Consider the following 21657-nt stretch of genomic DNA (forward strand, 5'->3'; position numbering starts at 1 on the left):
TTCTGGTACATCATTACGTATCCATCCCATACTCCTTCACTTCACGATTACGGTTCAACACCGCATGCAGTACAAAACCAATTACCGCAATCGCTGCTGTGCCTGTTGCCAACCAAGCTACAGGGATAAGTCCTTGCTTGTCATACATGACCCCCATCGCATAGGGCCCGATAACCCGTCCAACCGCACCGATTCCACCCGATATCCCGATGTAAAAAGGCGCCGCCCTGCCCGCATGCTCCGAGATAAACGCAGGTGTTGCAGGGGAGATCAACATCTCCCCAAACGTGGCAAGTACCATTGCAAGCACCATGCCTGGATAGCTGTACATGGTAATCATGACAATGTAGGCCATGCCATAGAATACCGCACTCGCCGTCATCTGGGCAGTGGAGGTACGGGCCATGGTCCGTTTCACCCAGCTGGTGAAGGGTTGGCCTACAAAGATCAGCACCCCGTTCAGGGTCCAGAGCAGACCGTACATTCTTTTTTCCATACCCTCAGAAATGATATAGGGTGACACACCTGTGTTCCAGATGGAGTTACCGAATAACAGGAAGAGCACGCCCAAGCTCATAAACAGATATAATCGGGTATTGCCCAGCAATGCCCAGACTCCTGGCCCATCGGGAACGGTTTTACGTTTCGTCAGATGTACTTCCCCCTGATCCGGTTCAATCCGCGACAGATAATACCAGAAGAAAATTGCAAATCCAGCTGAGGTTACCCCGTTCAGTACAAAGCTGAGGTGATAGGAAAAGTCAGCCAGAAAACCGCTCAGCGCCGTACCAATCGCCACCCCGATATTGTTCGCCACATAGATAATATTGAATAATTCACCGCGTCGCTCCGCAAACCGGAAACCAATAAAGGCCTGAATCGCTGGCAGCGACAATGAACTGAACAGACCAATCCAGCCCATCGCACATATAAATACGACCCAATACGCGCTAATCCACGGCAGCGCAAACAAACCTAACGCATTAAGCGCCAGTGAACCAATGATCAGCTTCTTCACACCCACCCGATGGTACAACGAACCACCAAGCAATTGTCCAAAGATGCCACCCAGGGACTGAATCAGGATCACAAAACCCGCGTTGGCCATCGTCCGTCCAAGCTCATCAAACACATACATGGTGGTCAGCGGCCACATCAAGGCACTGCCTGTTGCGTTAACCAGACTTGCTAATAAAAATATTCTCACTTCTTTTGGATAGTTATCCAGCCATCTCATCATCTCTAATCCATTCTCCTTAGTACCATAAAAACGTATTAACATACCAAAAAAGCCTTTGCCCTGACGGCATAACCAGCCAGAGCGAAGGACTTTGGAAGTGTTACATCTATTGCTCTTTAGATCCTGCTCAAGTTCGACCCTTTGTTTCATCTTACCTCAAAAAATTGACGCTGCAAGCACACTCATTGACGCTTCACTTCGACAGTGGCCGAGAAGAAGGTAGCCCCGTTCCCCATGTCCGACAACCGATTGGACGTCAGTGAATTCGCTCGCTGCTTCTTGCCGTCACCATCCCACCATAAGCCTTGGCTGATGACGGTTCCTGGCAACATGGCGTCACTCACCTTGGCGGTAAGTTCGATGCGCCCGCGATCATTCCATACGACCACTGCATCGCCATCCTCCACGTTTCTACGGATGGCGTCCTCGGGGTGCATTTGCAATAGAGGCATCTTTTCCAAACGCTGATGTTTGGCTGAATTACCAAAGGTGGAGTTTAGGAAATTATGGTTTGGCGGCGATAGGAACATCAATGGATAGGTATCGGCAGGTCCAGCCGGATTCTCTCCATCATATCCTTCAACCAGAGCACTATAGGTAGGGAGCGGCGGAAGCCCTCTCTGTTCCATTGTCTCTGAGTACAATTCGATTTTGCCTGAAGGCGTGGGCAGCTGATCCAGATATGCAGCATGTGGCGTCATATCCAGCTTCACGAATCGATGTTCCTTCAGTCCCTCCAACGTGACTCCATTCATGTAGGGGTTGCCTGTGCCCTGAAGTGCGTCCTCAATCATCTGTTCCGGCGTTTCTCCGAAGATTGCAGGATCGTACCCCATAGCCTGCCCAAGCAGTGAGAACAGTTCCACATTGCTCTTGCTCTCCCCAATCGGTGCAATCACCGGCTCTTGCAGATGAACATACTGATGCCAATAAGAGGTGTACAGGTCCGTCGCTTCAAATGAAGACGTAGCTGGTAACAAGATATCTGCATATTTCGCCGTATCCGTCATGAACAGATCATGCACAACCGTGAATAAATCTTCCCGTGCAAAACCTCGCTCCACCCGCTCGGTATCCGGTGCCACCACCAATGGATTGCTGCAGTAAACCATCATAGCCCGGATTGGCTGCTCCGCTTCCAGCAGCGCTTCACCAATCCGGTTCATGTTCACCACTCGCGGCTCCGGATTCTGCCGCAGCTCCGGACGTTCGAGCGCGTCGCTATTCGTGCTCGCATAACTGTTGGTGCGAACGGCACCGCCGCCTTGCTTCAGCCATTGCCCTGTAATGGCAGGCAGACATGCAACGCTGCGCACGTTCATCCCCCCATTATCATGGTGCTGGAGGCCATTGCCAATGTGAATATGGGCTGCCTGTGCGTTGCCATATAGTTCGGCCAGCTCCACAATCGTTTCCTCCGGCACGCCCGTAATACGTGCAACGCGGTCAGGGGTGTAACTGCGGACATGGTCACGCAGTGCCTCATGACCCACCGTATACTTTTGCATAAACGCTTCATCCGTCAGCCCCCGTTCGAACAGCACATGCATCAAACCCAGCGCCAGTGCGCTGTCGGTGCCCGGGTACAGCGGAATAAACCAGTCGCCCCATTGAGCCGTACGATTGCGATGAACGTCGATGACGACAATCTTAGCACCTTTCTTGCGGGCTTTCTCCGCCAAAACGACCTGGTGCATATTTGTACTGACGATATTGCCACCCCACACCAGAATGAGATCCGCGTGCTCCGTATCTTCCGGCACCGTGCCCCGGTTGGCACCCATCGTATATTTCCAGCCAGTATTTCCGGCCGAGTTACATATCGTCTGCTCCAGGACACTCGCACCTAGCGCATTGAAGAAACGTCGGTCCATTCCGTCGACACCAAGGATGCCCATATTACCGTAGAAGCTGTAGGGCAGGATGCTCTCCGGGCCGTAAGTTTCGGACAATGCAGTGAATTTGGTCGTAATCTCGCGAATCGCTTCATCCCAACTGATTCGTTCGAACTTGCCTTCACCTTTGGCTCCTACACGTTTCATCGGATATTGTAGACGCTCGGGGTGATACACCCGCTCAGTCATATTTCTAACTTTATTACAGATGGCACCCTTGGTGATCGGATGATCCGGATTACCTGCCACCTTCACAATTTTGCCGTTCTCTTTATGTAATAACAGACCACAAGTGTCCGGACAGTCGAGCGGGCACACCGCCGCAAATATACCATTCTCCTGATCGATCATCGTATGGCTCCCCCTCTTTAAAAGCTATCCCTATATCATATCTTCTTCGAGGTTATCACGTAAAGAGAACAGTATATTTTCGCCTAATATTCGCCGCTATAGCAGCTTCAAATTATTTTCAAAAAAATGTTTTGTCGTTTGATTCAACTTCAGAATTCAAGGGTAAATTAAAAATAAGGCATTAGGCTAGTGTTTCCCCACTTCCTCCTCATGCCATATCATGGACCACTCCCGAAATTCGCCATGAACAGGTTTCGTTCCCCCGAACCTTGTCATGGCGAATTTGCTTTGCGTTGAATTCCAACAAGGACCCCATACAAAAAACGATCCCGACCTTCTCCGTCACAGCATATTCGTTAGGCAGTGTGACGGTGTCTTGTTACCCTCCCTCATATGCATCCATCCCACGTCTCTAAATGAAAAAAGAAAAAAGACTTTATGCCCTCATGTTCGGTTTTGGCTCTAAATTTAAGTTGGCCATAGGCCTTCTGCTGCCCCGCGGCCTGTACGACAGACTTCTTATCATCTTTAAGCTTACGTATCCAACTGCCCACATAAGCCGTGCTGTTCTCCATCAATACCAGCTACACCGAAAAGCATCGCCGCCCCGATTTCGGCAACTAATTCCTCTTTGCTGTAGTTTTCATCTCCAAAGGCAGCAAGTTCTTTAATCCTTGAAGGCTATCGTGGCCTGTGCTGTGTACATGCTCGTGGAATAATGTGCTGTAATATTCTTCTGTTTTACTGAAATTACAGATAGGTAGCACCCTCACAATATCGTCAACTGGACGATAGAACACACGACCAGACGGACGGTTTTTTGGAACGGTGAAGGAATGAAGCGAAGCGTAATGGAGTCATGGTTCTTTATTTGCTTCGTAGTACATGGTGGGTATTGTGAAGTGGAGTGAAACGGAGCGAAGCAATGCCCATGATGTATGAGCATTGCCCCAAGTTTTTAGCTTCCCTGCTGGTTCCGTTAAGAATCCCAAGCGCCCCCGGACGGCTTATCCGGGGGCGCTTGGGATTTAGGGACGGTGAACTGCGGGAATAAACACCTGTTTTCTACACTTCTTAGATTTTTGTGTAAATAAGTTTGTCCTGGTGTTTGCTGATTGAAATAAGATCTAATTTCAGACTCCCATCGAAACAATACCCGAAACTTTAAATCTATACTCAGTTCTCGATCTTCAACAAACCAGATAACATCTATTCCTTTTTCCTCAAAATACTTCTTTCGCTTTCGAATCAATTTGCGAAACAAAATGGTCTCTCATAACAAAATTAGAAAATATTCACTTTTAAAGGATGAATTTGGACATCGAGGTCGAATTATACATTTGTAGTACTACACATTATTTTTTTAAAAGGGAGACTTCGACAAAATGAAAAAATTATTAGCAGCAGTATCTGTACCAGCCCTAGCTCTTGCATTCACACTAGGAACCGTTCCGGTTTCAGCCGCTCCAGCTGTTCAAGCTGAATCTACTACAATCGGTGGTTCAATCATTACTCCAATGGATACTACAATTCGTACTACTGTGGGTAGCGACTTCTTCATGACAGGCTCTTCTTTTACTATCTTATATGGCTCCAATGTGGTAAGTCTTTCGGGTGGCAAAGCTACTATGATCGGCGAAGGTACCGCGCAGGTAGCAGCATACAAATCTAATGGTGCACTCAACGGAGTGTACACATTTGTAGTAACTAAATAAGGCATAGTTTTTTAATCAAGGTCAGTAATTGGGGTAACCCAATTACTGACCTTTTTATAATTACTTTTTAATTTGAACTTCTACCTCAAGATTAGTTAGGTACTGTTTTAAAACCTCACCGTTTGGATCCTGTTTAAATGTTCCATTCTCATTAATTTCAATAATGTAAGGTTTGATTGTTATTTTGTCTGGTATTGTATTAAAAGGCTGGAATCGAATATCTGAGGTCAACTCGTTCCCATTCGTTTCATGCCATTCATTAGAACTAAGTAACTTTAGACTGTTTCCATCTGAATCGACAACATCATAGGCTAAGCTAAGTGTAAGTGGATCATACGCCTCTCCTTCTGGTAAACTCAAAACAGTTGATAGATTCGTTGTTACTGGTGTAATTTCAACTTTCTGAAATTTTATTGTGAAATCTTCAAACTTCTTTGTCGCATTAATATTAGTCACAAAAGCGTCTGTGGCATTTTTCTCAACAGGGACTTCAATAGATAAAGGCTTGCTTTCTCCTTTAAGATCAACATTCAAAGTCAGATCAAAGGAATTAGGCAGTATTTTCCCTTCTTGGTTACGTAAATCTGAGAATTCAAGGATAACTGAATTGTTATCAACACCGGCATATTGAAATACTCCAATGTCGTTTGAATTATCAGGACCAAAAGATTGAATATCTTCACCATTAATCAATAGACTTATATTTTTAATATCTTTTTTTAATGGATTATTTGAGATTGATAATTCACTTGTTGGATTTCGCTCTAAGCTCAAGGAAACTCTCGTCCCATCATAAATAATTTCCGGTACTACCAAAGATATGTTTTCATTTGATGCACTTACGTTAGGGAAGTTAACTAAATTCTCTTTAACTGCTACCCTTAACCCTAAGTCTCCTGCTAGCTTAAAGATACTCTTTACCCCAGGAACTTGTTGCAAAGATTCAGCCATTGTAGGTGACACAAATCCACTTGCAATCACCAGCGTTAAACTAGCAGCAACCGTTGTAGCAATAACCCTTTTCTTCACTTTTATTCTCCTTTCAATAGTGGTGATAGGTTTTATATTTTGTTCTTTAATTTTTGTCATAATGATATCTGAGAAATCCTTGTTTGGATCCATTTCACGAATTTTATTTATTACTTCATCCTCTTGTGGTTCCAAGTGTTTTTTCATGTTCTTCATAACCTCCATTTCTGTGTCTATTTAATTTTTTTCGAATACGTTCATATTTTTTTCTAGCATTTGCTGCAGTTATGTTAAGTACATGGCCCACCTCATCAAAAGAATACTCCTCTACAGCCCGTAATAGTAAAATGTATTTTTCATTGAAATTAAGCTGTTGTAATAACACATCAATGTAATTTTTCTGGTTTTCATTAGTGGATGAAACTTTGTTTAAATATTGAAAATCAAGAAGCAGTTGATAATCTCTGAATTTCTTCTTATTTAAATTTATAGAGTGGTTATAAACGATCTTGTGAATCCAAGCAGAAAAAGAAACTGTTTTAGTATAGTCACCAATATGTTGATACACTTTAATGAAAATATCTTGAACTGCGTCATCTACTTGTTCTTTATCATTCAGTAAGTAATAACTATAGAGGTAAACTCTCCTCTGGTACTTCTCAATGATGACTCTGAACTTATCAGTATCGCCTTTCTTTATTTGCTGAATTACTTGATCAATTTCCTCACTGTCAATATTGTCTGGATGTTCAGAAGTCAATTGATATCGCCTCCTTCCGTGTACTTATATAACAATTGGAAACTTCAATTTGTGACACTTAGCTATTCTTTATTTTATAAATACTTTTGACTGCCATCTCCCTCCTCTTTGCTTGCAGCGATTCGTGTGATTAGTAGGGGGAGTAGATTTGTTTGCCTTCAGACACAGGGAAATAGAGCTTGTCTTACACCAAGTCCTTGCTCGATTATGTATTACTTATTATTTAGCTTGACGAGGTCATATAAAGCCTGCGGTTGACCATCGTTTGTGCCGGAGCATCCGGTCCTGCAGCAAAGTTTGCCCAGTGGCTCGAAGCAAATTATACGCAACCAAACCCGCACAGAGGAGCCTAAAGAAGGCCTGCAATGCGCAGAAACCAGGAAAAGGGCTCATTCACGATTCGGACCGAGGCATTCATTTCACCATTTATGGTAAAGGAAATATGCAAATCCATCGTGATTGGATGTACGAACATGAAGAAAAGAAAGATTTAATTAAAATCAAAATCGTTCATTTGATGGAAATTATTCTAGGGGTAGATATTCCGGGGTTGCAAAGTGCTTATCTTATCGCAGTGTTGAACATAACAGAGGTGCACAAGAAATTTGCTCGGTGGGTGAAGTTGAACATACAAATTCATATTAATATGCCTTGGCCTATCCCGGATGTTCACGAAAAGTATCGCAATGATATTTCAAAATCTTTCGATACTTTCTAATTGTTCTGCATGGATCTCGTCTTCAGCTCATGTCCTGATGTCCTGGGTGGGAGCTGCGCGAATCTCGTCCGGATCGAAGAGAGCAGCAGCATGCCGGTCGCTTGGGGGCTGTCGTTTTTTTTCAATGGAAGGAACCACTTCTTTTTTAGAAGCTTTTCGTTCCTCTCCCTACGTAGCAGCAAGCAGACCCTAAAGCTTCTTTTATACATGAACTGCAAATGAAATAATCTTTAAAGTAGGTAAGTTGTTCCGTTGCGGAACAAAATGTACATTCACATGTTCTATACTTCCGCAAAATTATGCGTAGATCATCAAAAAAATATTCAATTGGATCTCCATGCTCGATCCCCAGGTTATGCTTCAGTTCAATAGGCAATACAATACGTCCAAGTGCGTCTATGTGGTATACCATTCCCGTATCTTTATCTTTTTTCATCACCGTTTCCTCTCCTATTTTTTCCTTATTGTACCATATTATTTATAGTTCTATCGGATACTAAGATAATGTTATCTATGGAATGTTCGGGTTTTGAACAAAAATAGGCAAGCTGCAGGAGCTGGCCAAGCATCCAAATTGCCTTAAAAGACGAACGTTGGTGGTCTTTAATATCTGTTAAGGCTCAGTGCGGGGTGTGAAGCGCGGCACAGGAACCTAAAGCGCCTTGGCCGGGACGGCTTAGGCGCTCTAGGTATCGGGCCAAGTAACCCCCCAGCAGTGCGTAGCGGCTCTTAGGTGGCCGCTCTTGCCCTAGTCTTCTTGATTGGTATAAACACTCCTTCGATCCTCCTGCAGAAGCTGAAGCCCTTCCTGATCCGAAATCCTTCCCTTAGTCTAGGCTTGTTTAAACCAAGCCTAGGTTGCAACAGGACACACAAAAGGCGTTCCCAATAATCCAGGAATGCCCTTTTCCTAGAACTTATTTGTAATTGTAATTTTTGGATTCATGTACGCGCCGATATAATTTTATCGAACGCAATCCCATCCTAATCATCGTCATAGTGAAACTTTATTTCCTTCCGTAACGTACACAAATGAGTCCAGTTAACTCTCTAAATTGGTGATAAAAACAATAATATTATGCACTAACTTCATCATGTATAATTGATGTATAGATACTTTTTGATGGTTTAGTTAACTAGCAATAAATTCTATATTCGAATGGAGGTAAGTGCTATGGAGTACCGATTTGAACAAGGTTACTTTTTGATTTATTTTCCTGCTAGAACCACCAGTACTGGAGACATTATGGTGGTTAAATTATTAGACAGACCATTTAAAGATAGAATTGAATTCCTTATAAATAGCAAAAACTATGAGTGCAAATCACGTAATAAATATTTAACGTTTGAGCCAAATTCAAACAATAAATCTGAAAAGCCCGGTGCATTCTCAGCGGTACGAAGCGAGTACAATCGAATGTGGGCAACAATGAATTCATATTTTGAATAATAAAAATTTAATTGGCAGTTGGGGACGACCTACGTCCACACATGCTACGCAATGCCCTCTATGCTTGTTTGCTCCACATCGCTCTAGCCTCCGTCTCCACAGGTTCGATCGACGTTGCTATCTCTGGCTTCACTTTCGGCTCAACTTGGCGCAGGTACACCACCCAATAGGCTGCAGCTACAAACAAAGCTCCTCCAGTCAGATTCCCGAGCCATACCGGAATGAAATTCATCACATATTGACCCCACGAATAATGTCCTTCGAAGATTGCTGCCGGGATGAGGAACATATTGGCCACAACGTGCTGGAATCCAATCGCCACAAATGCCATCGTTGGAAACCAAATGCCTAGTACTTTGCCACTCATCGTATCGGATGCATAGGATAACCACACGGCCAGCGCAACCAGCCAGTTACAGCCGATGCCGGAGATAAAAGCCTGCAGGAATCCATCATGCAGCTTATGTCCAGCCATATCCACCACTTTCGCCAGATATACACCCTCTCCAGTCAGACCAAGCACATGTCCAAACGCATACGCGACAAACAAAGCTCCAACAAAGTTACCAATCGTCACTAACGTCAGATTTTTCAACATGCTGCCCGCGGATAATTTTCGTGCAATTGTCGCGAGTGGAACAGCCATCATATTTCCCGTCAGCAACTCGCCACCACCAATGAGCACCATAATCAATCCAACTGGGAATACCGCCGCACCGATCAAATTAACCAAACTTCCCCACTCTGCTGGCGCAGAAGCAATTACCCGAATATCCAGTAGAAAACCCAGCGCGATAAAAGCCCCTGCCAGAAAACTGAGCACCAGTACAGAAGAGTCCCGATATTGTGCCTTCTTCATTCCTGTTTGCGCCGTATATTGTGCAACCTCAAGAGGTGTTTTTGCTGCCATATCATTCATCCTCTCCTTCATTGTTCATCATTGGATAAGACCATCTAAAATTCATTAGTTATGCGTTGAATACCATATCCTAATTGTATCTTGGTCTTATACAAAACTTTGTGCAAATTATCACAATGTTATGTATAAAAGTCGTTATTCATGCTTGTCATTGAATGACTCTGACAGCAAGGGATATCGTGCATGTTACTTACACCTCCATTACAGATATACAAAAAAAGACTGACGATATGCTCGCCAGCCTTTGTGCATTTTATGGTTCAGTATTTTATATCAACATCTATTCTGCTTCCTTACACCATTGCTGGTGCTTTTACTTCTATTGGAGGCAGTGCTTGCAGACCCGCCGTGTTCAGGAAGTTCCACGGTTTGTTGTAATGTGGCTGGAAGAAGAAGTCGATGAAGGCCAGCTCATCTACGGTCATGTTGTTTTGGATGCAGACCGAGATCGTATTAATCGATTGAGTCAGATCAACCTGTGACATTACTTGCGCTCCGACAATTCGACGAGTAGCCTGCTCATATACCACTTTGAGTAACAGTTTCTCAGCCGTAGGCATGAACTCCGGACGGTAGCTGTCTTCCAGTACCACGGATTCCACGATCAGACCTTCGTCAGCAGCAGATGTTTCCGTCATCCCGGTACCCGCGATATTTTGCTCGTAAATTTTGATACCCGATGTTCCTTGTGTACCCATATACGGTGTCGTAGGGCGAACCAGGTTGCGGGCTACCAGTGTACCCATCCGCACAGCGTTAGTCGCCAGTGGAATGTAAGATGCTTTGCCTGTAGGGTTATAATGGATAGCACAGCTGTCACCCGCAGCGAAGACGTCTTTTTGACTGGTTTGCATATATTTATCCACGATGATCGCACCGTTTGGCAGCATATCCACTTGGCCTTTGAGCAGCTCTGTATTTGGACGGAAGCCGATGCACAGAATAACCAGATCGGTTTCAAACTCACCTTTGGACGTGATCACCTTGGTCACTTTGCCATTTTCTCCAGTAAACTTCTGTACCGTCTGACCAAGAGCCAGCTTGATGCCGCGTCCAGTCAACGTATCTTCGATCGCATCCGTGAATTCAGGGTCCAGGTATTTGTTCAAAATACGGTCCACACTGTCGATCAGGGTAACTTCCTTGCCGTTCATCTGGAAAGCCTCAACCAGTTCTACGCCGATATATCCTGCACCTACAACGGTAACACGTTTGGCATCTTTGGCTTTTTCGATAATCGTGTTGGAATGATTGTAGTTTTTGCAAAGTAAAATGTTATCCATCTCAATGCCTTCAAGCTTCGGAACGACAGGCCATGAACCCGTTGTCACGATCAGTTTGTCAAACGTATCTTCAAATTCTTCCCCGGTTTGCAGGTTTTTAGCCTGAAGGGTATGGCCCTTAGCATCTACTGCTGTTACTTCATGAAGCATCTTGGTCTCAACACCAAGCTCTGCCAATTGATTGGGCGAAGAATAGAACAAACCGTCAGGGTCTTTCACAACCCCACCTACGTAGAGCGCAATGCCACAAGATAGGAAGGAGATATTGTCATTGCGCTCATACACGGTGATGGTAGCATCCGGGTACAATTTGGCGGTATTTACGATGGCTGCGGTCCCTGCGTGTGTACATCCGATAACTGCGATTTTCATTAAAAGTTCCTCCTCGAAATATATAAATGAGTTTGAATATAAGGTTGTTATGGTTGTGAAATATTTCACTTCTTAATCGATACTGTGTATGTGATTAATTTCACTTTACACACTCATTATAATGTGATCTTTTTCACATTGCAATAGGTTGAGCAAAAAAAGTTTGTCGAAAGAAGTCATTTCCCTGTATTCAAGCTTTTCTTCAGCTTTTCTTCAGCTTTTCTTCAGCTTTTCTTCAGCTTTTCTTCCCTTCATTTTATTGATTTCATTTTCCCCGGATTCGGGTCGATTTATGCTATGCAAAGGCTTCCGCGATCCCTGTATGGACGCATAAAGTTAGAAGCGTGCCTTTCATTCATGTTTTAGTTGTACAAAAAATAAATGGCTTCAATTTTCATTACAGAGAGTTGATTTCATGGAGCCAACTCCTACCTGTGAAGAGAATAAATCTGCGTATATAAAATAATCAAAAAAGCCTATCCTCGTTTATACGAGGATAGGCTTCTCAACGTTCATGTATTAACCGAGCAATTTCTCGATATCTGCAATCATGGTCTCCGGGGATTCTTTCGGTTCAACACGACCTACCACTTCACCTTCACGGTTAACAAGGAACTTGGTAAAGTTCCATTGGATGTCGCTTGTTTCGCCTACGCCGGGTTGTTGCTCCTTCAGGTATTGGAATAGAGGATGTGTTTCCTCACCATTCACATCTACCTTGGCGAACACCGGGAAATTCACACCATAGTTAATCTGGCAAAATGATTCGGCTTCCTCACTTGTACCTGGCTCCTGCCCTCCAAACTGGTTACAAGGGAAACCAAGTACAACCAAGCCTTGATCGCGATAACGATCATAGAGCTTTTGCAATTCACCGTATTGCGGGGTCAGTCCACACTTGCTGGCTGTATTGGCAATGACCAATACCTTACCTTGATACAGATCCAGTGAGACTTCTTGGTTCGCGGTAGTTACCGCCTGATATGAATATACGGACATGACTGATTCCTCCCATGACATATGTTGGTTTGGACTGTTGCGAGCACGTTGGCATAACCAATGAACCTACAGCCTGTCTTATTATTATAAACCTGATCGGATGCGATTACCAAATCTCGGATCTACCCATATCCCTTTGCTCCCGACTCACTTCAACCTGACTTGGCAGCCACAATTGCATCATACCGCTCTTGCCGCTCGGCCTTGGTCAGTTTGGGACAGCTGTAACAGTAATTCTGACCACCGTACACCTGATAGTGCAGGCAACATGTCGGCTTCATCAGCATGGTCTCTCCAGGTTGATGGGGATTAGCAATCTCGACCGGTTTGAATGACAGCAAGTTCTTGCGTAACCCCAGAATCTCCGGTGGCATGGCAATGACATGCTCATATCCCTGAATTACAGCTTCTCGTTCCGATTCTGTAATGTCCATCTTTACCACCATCGTCTTGAACCATCTCAGGATGGATGCGAACTGTGCCCACATCTGACCCGTGTTTGCTTCTCCCGCAAGGGCCACCCCCTCAATCAGTGGGCGTAGTTGTTCACCGTAATATGCTGTAAGTAATTCATTCCGCGAGATAGATACATCTCCACCACCGTTGTCGACTGAACCAGGATGGGCATACTCGGTTGCATCCACAATCTGAAAATGGATTACAGGACGCCCTTCCTGAACCTCCAACTGCAAATGGATATTCTCCAACGAAATATTCAGCGATGCATCACACATAGATGTCAAGTAATGAATACCGAGCACTAAACCGCGAACAGAGTGCATGAAATATACAGCAGCAGAGCGAAGAGAATCTGTACGCAGGTGCTTATTATAGACTTCGAGCATAAGCTTTGCGTTCTCCGGATGTCTTAACAATGTCAAAGGCATGCCAAAAACCGGTTCGTTAACCGGACCGGTCGTTATACGTCCATATTGCTCTAACCACGTGTAGTTGATTGCTCCCATTGGTTGCAAACCTCCCATGAATGCGAATGAGCCGCGTGCATTATGCACAGCGGCTTCATTCTATAATGTAAGGACCACATATGGCCCATTTCGTTAACTTCCTGTCGCTTGAACACGTGGTTCTGTTCGTCCTCCAGCATGAACCATCGCACTGTTCATGACTTTCTGCTCTGGCGTCTTCGATTGCTGACGTTCGCCTGCAAGAGCGTAAGGCAAGCAGAGTGGTACACCGGAGCGTGGATCAATCACGATATCTGCTTCAATGTTAAATACTTCACGAAGTACATCCGAATTCATAACTTCCACAGGTGAACCATGAGCGATGGCTTTACCTTTTTTGATACCAATCATGTGATGTGCGTAGCGGGAAGCATGATTCAAGTCATGGACAACCATAACAATGGTACGGTTGGCTGTGGCATTCAGTTGCTCCAGTAATTGCAATACTTCGAGCTGGTGAGCCATATCCAGGAATGTAGTCGGCTCGTCCAGGAAAAGGATATCTGTTTCTTGTGCAAGTGCCATGGCAATCCAGGCACGTTGACGCTGTCCACCGGACAGTTGATCAATCGGACGATCATGGAATTCAGTCATGGCTGTCACTTCGATAGCCCATTCAATCATGCGTTTGTCTTCCGCACGCATGGAGCCAAATCCCTTTTGATAAGGAAAGCGACCATACGATACCAGTTCAGTAACGGTAAGACCTTCAGGGGCTGTTGGATTCTGTGGCAAAATCGCAAGCTGCTTGGCAACTTCACGCGTGGATTGTTTATGAATGGACTTCCCGTCGAGCAATACGTTACCTGCTTTTGGAGCCATAATACGTGCCATCGTTTTCAGGATGGTTGACTTCCCTGAACCATTGGCTCCAACAAGTGCTGTAATTTTTCCTTGGGGAATCTGAATGTTCAGATCCTCTACAATTAATCTTTCCTCATAAGCGATATCCAGCTTGGTCGTCTCCAGACGAAACATGCGATCATCCCTCTCTCATTTATCCCGGTTATGTAATCCGGCTATGGCAACAAAAACGAAATTGTAATTCTGTGTATTTCCGACGCAAATATCTTCTACACTAAAGATACTGATAATCATTATCATTTGTCAACATAAAAAACCAAATTTTCTTCTCTTTTTGTGCTTTATTTGGTCTTTCTATAGCAGAAATCGCCCTCTTTTCTCAAGTACACATGAGATCTTTTCTCATTCATTCCGCGCACTTTATCACTTCTGACTTTCTTTCAAACTCTTGAATCGCAAATTTTGTGTCCGAATTGTGAATGACTGATTTATTTTCATGCGTTTGCTATATCCGGGATGTGGAACAAAAAAAGATGACCTTGAAATTCAAGTTCAAGGTCATCTCACATACGCTTGTTTAATAAGTATGATGTCAGAATTTTTCATTAATGGATTAAAAGACACTTAATGAATCTATGCAATACGCTCAATTAATATGCTTTACAGCTTAGGGTGTGGCATCAATTGGATCACCGTCATATTGCCCTGCGTACTCTTCACACTGACAATGCTCTCGGCATCCATATTCGCTGGAAGATCAATCTGCAATCCATACGGATAGAGACGATCTACCTCTCCAATAGACATCTGTGCAGGAGTGTTCGCATCCGCACCCTGTTCATTGGATACAGATGTGTCAGGCGATGTGGAACCAGTAAATTGATCTGCATCCGTACCTTGATCCGCGTCTCCACTCGCAGCATTAGACGATGCATTCGTCCCTGTATCCGTTGTTGTATCGGTAGCAGGATCTGAAGTGGAATCACCCGATGTTGAAGGATCGGCCTGTTGATCGCCTTCCTCCGTCTGCTCTGAGTTCCCCGCGTTTCCCGCTGACGACCCATCCGTACTCCCTTCGGAAGTACTTCCTGAACTACTATCGGAAGGAACTTGCTTATCTGGCTCCTCATTCCGATTAAAACTCTCCCACTTGCCTGTAGTATCCAACTCCTGAGTGCTATCATCCTTCATCGTCAATTGAAGTTTGCCTTGCTCAAACTCAGTGCTTCCCGTATCATTCCTGAAACGGATCACCAGTTGAGCAGGTAATTCCGTACCCTCCTGGTCACTCGCAGGAATCATATAAGCAATCTGCTCCGCGAGCTGCACCTCAGGTTCAGCCGGTATGACAGGCTCCTGGGTAGATGGAGGGGATGCCGCTGGCGGCTCTACAGAATCTTTCATCCATGCATATGTACCCCCAGCAATACCAAGAACCAGGATCAAGAGGATTAATCCGAACAGATTTTTCCTTTTACCCGTTAGCATCCGCACCAGTGGAGAGGACAATTCCGTCTTCGCACGGTCATAGACCGGCTTCATTGTCTTGCTGGCTCTCACGTAATACGGTTTGAAAGCTGACTTCGACTTGAAAGCTTCACGGTCATGGGCTTTGAAATAAGCCACGATTGCATCCGCATATCCTTTATGCGCATTGGAACCCCGGACAAACATTCGATGATCTCCTGACCATTCGAAGAATGGATACAGCCCTTCAGCACGACTCGCATTGGTGCGGATGAATTCAATCAGGCCAGGATAATCCAACCGATTGCTGCCGCTTCCTCCCCGATAAAAAGCCATCGGCAAAGCTTCATATGCCGCGATCCCCGGATGATTCTGCAGCTCTCCGGCAAGCCAGCGACGCGTCCAGCGTTGAAGTTCATTGCGTTCTGCCAGGGAAAGTGCCTCCAAAGCCTCTTCTTCATTCCCCTCGCCACTAAGCCACACTCTCGCAGCCAGCATCATGTTCGTTCGAGCGGATACATCAGAGCCCTGACGTGCCGCCCAATCCCGCACCTCATTGCCATGCTGCAAAATATCGATGCTTAACAACTGTTCACGGTTAACCCGATCCAGATCGAGATCCTGAATCATAAACAAGTTAATGACATAAGCGAGCTTGTCTGCAAGGCGGGTTAACTCCTCCTGATACGCCGGATCTTGACTGGCAGACGGAGATCCCCCTTTTCGATTAGGGCGGGCTGTAGCTTCAGTTTGACCAATTCGTGCCGTAATGCCTGTATCATACGTATCTTCCATGGATACCCGGTCGAGCACACTAACTCGCTGTAGGGCTTCATTAGCAGACTGTACCGGATTAGGAGCAGAACATAACCGTTCACGCAGCTCATTGGCTGTCCGCTCCTGCAAGAAGCTGTAGTGGATCGCAGATGGATGGGACGTAACCCATCTTCGGATCACTTCCACAACGTTTGCTGCTGATTCCGTGCGTTTCAACTGATTGTCGAGATAAGGCTCGAACAACAGCTTGGTAAGCGATTCATTGGCCAGCACTTTATCAAAGAAAGCTCGATTCAGCTGCGGATCCCGATCCAGCACAGCATACAATTCCTGCACAGCACGCATACGCTTCTGGGCGCGGGCATTATTCACACCGTAGATGAAATAGTCCACAATCCGTGATTGTACCACGGGCGCGGCAACACTGAAATATTCTCCAATGCGAGCTGCGACGTCTTCTTCGGGTACGTTCTCACGCTTCACACTGTCCAGTTCCCTACTGAGCAAGGTCAGGAACAGCTCGTTCAGACGGGATCGTTGCTGCGATCCACCATCCGGCTTCAAATAGGTCAGCAAACCACTCAGGACATGACTTTTGTTATCCAGATACAGGTCTTCCATGCCTTGTTCAAGACCATAGAACACCGCAAGTTCACCATATGCTTCAATGGAAAGTTCCCGTCCAGGCTCCATTCCTGACAGCATCTCATCCGCAAACGTATAGAACGCATCCGCCGCCGCAGGTTCCTGCAATAAGGCCCAAGCGAATTCGGCGTAAGGTAACTTCGCCACAGATGCATCCGCATGTGTCACTCTGCCGGATACCAGATCAAAGGTGAAATCCTTCTCCGTATTCCTGTCTTTTGGACGCAACGTTCCTCGCTCTACAAACTGGACGTGAATGCCCTTCTTTGCCTGTGGCTCCTTGGCAAACGTCATGAATCCCAGCTGCCGCCGGAATGCGTAGGGTAAAGCCGTGTACAGCAAACGTAACAATCCTTTGGCCCCTGCGGTCACTTCCTCTGCGGGAAGGTCCAGCGCAATGTATACTTTTCTGCGTGTCGCTACAGACTGCATTACCGCATAGAGCAGGCGCTTGAACAGCACTTCGTTCATCTTCAAGGCGCTCAACAGCTGGCTTGGTGATCCTACGCCAGCATCGGTCGCCCCACCCTGTCCGCTCCTAGGTGATATAGGCAATTCAGCAAGCGCCGGCAGAACTGTACCTTGTTCGATGTCATAGGACGTGGCGAACACGGCATCCAGCCAGCCGCCTTGTTTCATCTGCTCTTCCGAGCGTTCGGGAGACAAGACGTAATTATGTGCAAAAAAGGCACTGCGCAGCCCGGTGAAATCCGCAGACTGGTACACATTTTGCCCAAGGATCGTCTCTCCACTCTCCAGATGAAGCAGGTGAATGGAAGCCGGAAACTTCGTCTCGTCCTTCTCGCTACGGCCTGTTAGCTCCGCTGGAGCGTCATAGACACAGTAGGGGTGAAGCACTTTTTTGATAAAAGAAGGGTCCAGTCCCGGCGATGCCGCAACCGTATCAAACCCCTCTGTTGTGCGAAACACCCCGCGCCGCTCTCGGGTATACAACTGTTGTTCAATGGGCGGGGTTACGGAAGAACGCATCATCCCACTCTCCCCTCAATGTACTTCAGCTTGTACAACAGCCACAGGAAGGGTTCATCCACACGGATCGGGCTAACCACACCCTGCAATTTCATATCCACCGGATTGCTGCCCAGCGCAGATACTGCGAAATAGGCTGTGTCCTTGAAGTACACATCCATCGTGCCCTTGAACGGACGATCCACCTTCTCGATAAAACGCCGGATCTCCCCGTCGATATTCTCGAACTCGGTTAAGTCGAACCAATCGCGGTGCACCATGTTGCGGAAGACATTACTGTTGGATTTGATATAATCGCCCTCTTCATCCTTGAGGGAATGCAGCATGTCGCTTTTCGTAAGCACAACGGCTGTTGGAATATTGGTCTTGGCTTTATCCTGATACGCGATAAAATCTCCGAACATCGTCAGTACCACGTCACGTGGCTCATCGTATCGTGGTGTCCACTCTCCCGGCTCATTGCCGAGGTTAATGCGGATTTTGTCCCGAATTGAACGAATCTGAAGCGGGTCCACCATAAACAGAATGCCGGCCGAGTTCTTGATGTGCTGCCCGTGAAGTCCGAGATAATCCTGCTCCACCATACCTTCACCCGCAACATCAAAGAAAACCAGTGTCAGCGGTGCTTTATCTTCATCCTTGAACACAAACTGGAAGATAAACGGCTCCTGCAACTTCTCCTTCTGCGTGGAATCCAGCAGGTCGCCCCGTTCGAACAACGGTTCTTCATAATCCGCACGGAACCGGCGGCTGATCTCCGCATTCAATGGCATGCAAGCCGCGTCAAAATGATCGGCCGTATAATGCTGCAATGTATGAATTAATGAAGTCATGTAGACGGATTTACCTACCTGGGATGCACCAATGATGGATATGATGTTGCTCGGTGCTTTACCTGCCGTAACAGGTAGCTCATTGTGACACTGCGGGCACAACCGGCGGCGTGTAACGACACCATACCGATCGTTCAGACCCATCACGATGTTATCGGAATAAATACGGTGTTCCTCCGGTACATCATGTGGAGCCAATACGGCCTCCATATCAAATACCGTATCAAGTCCGAACCTTTCGCGATACCGATTCAACTTCGCATCTTCCCCGAGTGCGTAGTCCTCATCATCATCGCGGTGATGGGCGGCGCGGAACACCACCTCTTCCGGTGAAAACTTGCTGAAACAATAAGGGCATACAATATCGTAAAACAGCGGACGTTCCTCCGGCTGTTGTCTCTTCAAAAACCGACTAAAAAAGCTCATAGCCACTCCCCTCCCCTGATCAGTCAGACTAAGGTGATTTACACTTGCACTACGATGACAGAGTAACCTTCCCATCGCTAGTCCAACTATCTAGTCTGATATAAGCCGATAGGCGGCTCCATATTTCGGTCCGTCCGTGAAGAACAATCGCACATAATCATCCTTGGCGACTTCAACGGGCGGCATCTCATTTCTTCCGGGAGCAAAATCACTCACAAAAGGATACACCGTACCGTCTTCCTTATTCAGCGGAACCCCGCCCTGTTTGCGAACATAACAGAGGGCTTCCTTCGGAACAGGTACTTCCGCTGTGACGGTGATCAATACACTTTTTCGTTTCTGAAAAAAACCGCTCTTGTAGCGAATGGAAAAGCGGATATCCGCCTTCCCTGCGCTTGCAATCACCATGTTGTCCTCGTCTCGTTGACGGATCAGTACAGGTCCCTCTTCCTCCATCTGACACACATACACGGTGTACTTGATGGCACCAAAACCTGTGATCCGATCCGTGTAACCATTGCCCGCCTTATATTCTTCTCTCGTGTACAGCTTCAGCTTGCCCTGTGCAGGTTCTTCCCCGGTACGATCATCGCTCATCATATCCAGCTCCAGCCGTTCCACATACACAGCTTCTACCCGTTCCGGCCAGAGCCAGCGAAGTGTACAACGCCCTTCATCCACCGCAAGTGTCAGTTTTCGAATCAAGGGTGTCGAAGGGTCTGCATCCGTAAACCGCATTTCCATTGACCTCCCGACGTTAGAATCCTTTGCTGCGTGTATCTCTTGGTCTCTGACCAAACCCTTCGGCAGAAGAAGTTCCGCCGCCAGCTTCACGACGACCTCGGCTCTTCCGCGGCGTGTTCTCCTTAATCGGAACAATCCAGGAGAAGAGGGTCAATACGCCAGACAAAATGAGCATCGCACCGAGTCGTACAAATGTATCACCCACGTTCGAACCGTCGAGTCCCCACTCCAGCAGAAGCCCTGCCAGTAGACCCGACACCGCACCGCCTATACCAAAGCTGAGCGCGAGATGACGGTTATCAAACACCAGTCCAAGTGATACACCCAGGGCTACTCCAATCAGTAATACTGCTGCTACACGGAAAATCGCCAGATAAACGCTATGCTCCATCATGCCTGTACGCTCCGTTACCAGCGTCCGTTCATCAATCGTATCGTAGATCTGCTGGAATGCCAGATTCAGACCACCGGAATCCGGTACATCATAGTACATGCCACCCGTTTGCTGGGCAATGTTACGCAGCAAATCCGTACCCGAAGGATCTACCAGACTAAGGCCGACTGTATTAATGGCAATCTGTTCGTTGTTATATTGGGACAAAATATCGGTCGTGTCCGCTTCACTGAAGCCATCGGATAACAAGATGACGACGGTACCGCGTTTTGGGTCCTGTTTGCCCTGAATCTGTTCCATGCCTTCCCGCAGCACGGCATCAAAATTGGTGCCGCCCGAAGTTGTGACAATACCATCGATTTTGCTATAAACCTCATTCTTGGCCGCTTCACTATCCAGCGCAATAAACGGCTGTAACAACTGCGGTTGATCATCAAACGTAATGACAGCTACCTGTTTGTCACTCTCCATTTGGCTGATTAGTGTCTTGGCGGCTTCAAAGCGTCCGTTATCCGGATCTGTATCATTCATGCTGCCCGAGTTGTCGATCATTAGTACGATGTCTTTCACTTGCTTCACACCGCCCGGATTGATCTGATACAACAATTGCAGGGCGAGTCCAGCAACAAACAACAGAGCGAGTGTTGCCGGAACAAGCAATTTCCACGACAGTCCCAGATACCGGAGCTTCCATGAAGCGCCATTCAGCTTGGGTGAGATCATCTCTGCGATCAAACAGAACAATCCAACGCTCAGCGCCAGTACGCCAAAGTATAATCCCATCAGCAACAGACGTGGCATCTCCCCAAGCCATTGACGCAGCATGATTTCTCCTGCCGCAAAGCCCACTGCCCCGCCAATCAGGCTGAATAGGACCAGGAGAAGATTAATTTTTCGCTGCATGTGTGCATGCATCCTTTCCAAACCAGCCTTAAACAGGC

Annotated in this window: 18 protein-coding genes; 3 read left to right on the forward strand and 15 right to left on the reverse strand. The window is 46.3% G+C overall.

Features of this window, described 5'->3' with window-relative positions; translation table 11 throughout:
- Positions 1-13 precede the first annotated feature (13 nt).
- The 3 genes from MHB43_RS29925 to MHB43_RS29935 form a co-directional block, all read right to left on the reverse strand.
- Positions 14-1237 carry an MFS transporter gene (locus MHB43_RS29925; protein WP_405132485.1) on the reverse strand — a complete coding sequence of 408 codons (1224 nt, stop codon included), beginning with the start codon at positions 1235-1237 and terminating at the stop codon, positions 14-16.
- A 185-nt stretch (positions 1238-1422) separates the two neighbouring features.
- Positions 1423-3486 (reverse strand): molybdopterin-dependent oxidoreductase, encoded by a 2064-nt coding sequence (locus tag MHB43_RS29930; protein ID WP_405130951.1) that lies wholly within the window; start codon positions 3484-3486, stop codon positions 1423-1425.
- Between the two features lie 620 nt (positions 3487-4106).
- The gene (locus tag MHB43_RS29935) at positions 4107-4286 is read right to left on the reverse strand and encodes a zincin-like metallopeptidase domain-containing protein (RefSeq protein WP_397376305.1); all 180 of its coding nucleotides are present in this window, start codon (positions 4284-4286) and stop codon (positions 4107-4109) included.
- 585 nt (positions 4287-4871) lie between these two features.
- Between MHB43_RS29935 and MHB43_RS29940 the strand changes: the two genes are divergently transcribed.
- On the forward strand, positions 4872-5201 hold the full coding sequence (locus MHB43_RS29940; protein WP_221825514.1) for a hypothetical protein: 330 nt from the start codon (positions 4872-4874) through the stop codon (positions 5199-5201).
- 60 nt (positions 5202-5261) lie between these two features.
- Here MHB43_RS29940 and MHB43_RS29945 read toward each other — a convergent pair whose 3' ends face one another.
- Positions 5262-6377, reverse strand: coding sequence for a DUF4179 domain-containing protein (locus MHB43_RS29945; RefSeq protein WP_339180078.1), 1116 nt, complete (start codon positions 6375-6377; stop codon positions 5262-5264).
- Entirely contained in the window at positions 6346-6930 is a 585-nt protein-coding gene (locus tag MHB43_RS29950; RefSeq protein ID WP_221825519.1) for an RNA polymerase sigma factor, read from the reverse strand. Before MHB43_RS29950 ends, MHB43_RS29945 begins: the two co-directional genes overlap by 32 nt.
- A 304-nt stretch (positions 6931-7234) precedes the next feature.
- Between MHB43_RS29950 and MHB43_RS29955 the strand changes: the two genes are divergently transcribed.
- On the forward strand, positions 7235-7648 hold the full coding sequence (locus MHB43_RS29955) for a hypothetical protein (protein ID WP_339180081.1): 414 nt from the start codon (positions 7235-7237) through the stop codon (positions 7646-7648).
- Between the two features lie 145 nt (positions 7649-7793).
- On the opposite strand, the gene MHB43_RS29960 is transcribed toward MHB43_RS29955, so the two are convergent.
- A complete protein-coding gene (locus MHB43_RS29960) occupies positions 7794-8084 on the reverse strand; it encodes an AbrB/MazE/SpoVT family DNA-binding domain-containing protein (protein WP_339180083.1) in 291 nt (96 codons plus the stop codon).
- A 738-nt stretch (positions 8085-8822) separates the two neighbouring features.
- Here MHB43_RS29960 and MHB43_RS29965 point away from each other — a divergent pair.
- Positions 8823-9098 carry a hypothetical protein gene (locus MHB43_RS29965; RefSeq protein ID WP_221825523.1) on the forward strand — a complete coding sequence of 92 codons (276 nt, stop codon included), beginning with the start codon at positions 8823-8825 and terminating at the stop codon, positions 9096-9098.
- 58 nt (positions 9099-9156) lie between these two features.
- Here the strand turns inward: MHB43_RS29965 and MHB43_RS29970 are convergent, their stop codons facing one another.
- The 9 genes from MHB43_RS29970 to MHB43_RS30010 all read right to left on the reverse strand — a co-directional run bounded on the left by MHB43_RS29970 (position 9157) and on the right by MHB43_RS30010 (position 21619).
- Positions 9157-10008: a formate/nitrite transporter family protein gene (locus MHB43_RS29970; protein WP_339180085.1), complete on the reverse strand. Its 852-nt coding sequence runs from the start codon at positions 10006-10008 to the stop codon at positions 9157-9159.
- Positions 10009-10310: 302 nt separating this feature from the next.
- Positions 10311-11672, reverse strand: a complete 1362-nt coding sequence (locus MHB43_RS29975; protein ID WP_091012820.1) for an FAD-dependent oxidoreductase — start codon at positions 11670-11672, stop codon at positions 10311-10313.
- Positions 11673-12191: 519 nt separating this feature from the next.
- Positions 12192-12671, reverse strand: a complete 480-nt coding sequence (locus MHB43_RS29980; protein WP_062836886.1) for a glutathione peroxidase — start codon at positions 12669-12671, stop codon at positions 12192-12194.
- A 152-nt stretch (positions 12672-12823) separates the two neighbouring features.
- A complete protein-coding gene (locus MHB43_RS29985; RefSeq protein WP_339180088.1) occupies positions 12824-13636 on the reverse strand; it encodes a (2Fe-2S)-binding protein in 813 nt (270 codons plus the stop codon).
- Between the two features lie 93 nt (positions 13637-13729).
- Positions 13730-14614, reverse strand: a complete 885-nt coding sequence (locus MHB43_RS29990; RefSeq protein WP_339180090.1) for an ABC transporter ATP-binding protein — start codon at positions 14612-14614, stop codon at positions 13730-13732.
- A 486-nt stretch (positions 14615-15100) separates the two neighbouring features.
- On the reverse strand, positions 15101-18322 hold the full coding sequence (locus MHB43_RS29995; protein WP_339180093.1) for a hypothetical protein: 3222 nt from the start codon (positions 18320-18322) through the stop codon (positions 15101-15103).
- The gene (locus MHB43_RS30000) at positions 18319-19578 is read right to left on the reverse strand and encodes a TRAFAC clade GTPase domain-containing protein (protein WP_024632789.1); all 1260 of its coding nucleotides are present in this window, start codon (positions 19576-19578) and stop codon (positions 18319-18321) included. Before MHB43_RS30000 ends, MHB43_RS29995 begins: the two co-directional genes overlap by 4 nt.
- 90 nt (positions 19579-19668) lie before the next feature.
- Positions 19669-20316, reverse strand: a complete 648-nt coding sequence (locus MHB43_RS30005) for a beta-mannanase (protein WP_339180098.1) — start codon at positions 20314-20316, stop codon at positions 19669-19671.
- A gap of 19 nt (positions 20317-20335) precedes the next feature.
- Positions 20336-21619 carry a vWA domain-containing protein gene (locus MHB43_RS30010; RefSeq protein WP_339180101.1) on the reverse strand — a complete coding sequence of 428 codons (1284 nt, stop codon included), beginning with the start codon at positions 21617-21619 and terminating at the stop codon, positions 20336-20338.
- Positions 21620-21657 lie beyond the last annotated feature (38 nt).

Origin of the sequence: Paenibacillus sp. FSL H8-0317 (assembly GCF_045040685.1) — a bacterium.
Taxonomy (GTDB): domain Bacteria; phylum Bacillota; class Bacilli; order Paenibacillales; family Paenibacillaceae; genus Paenibacillus.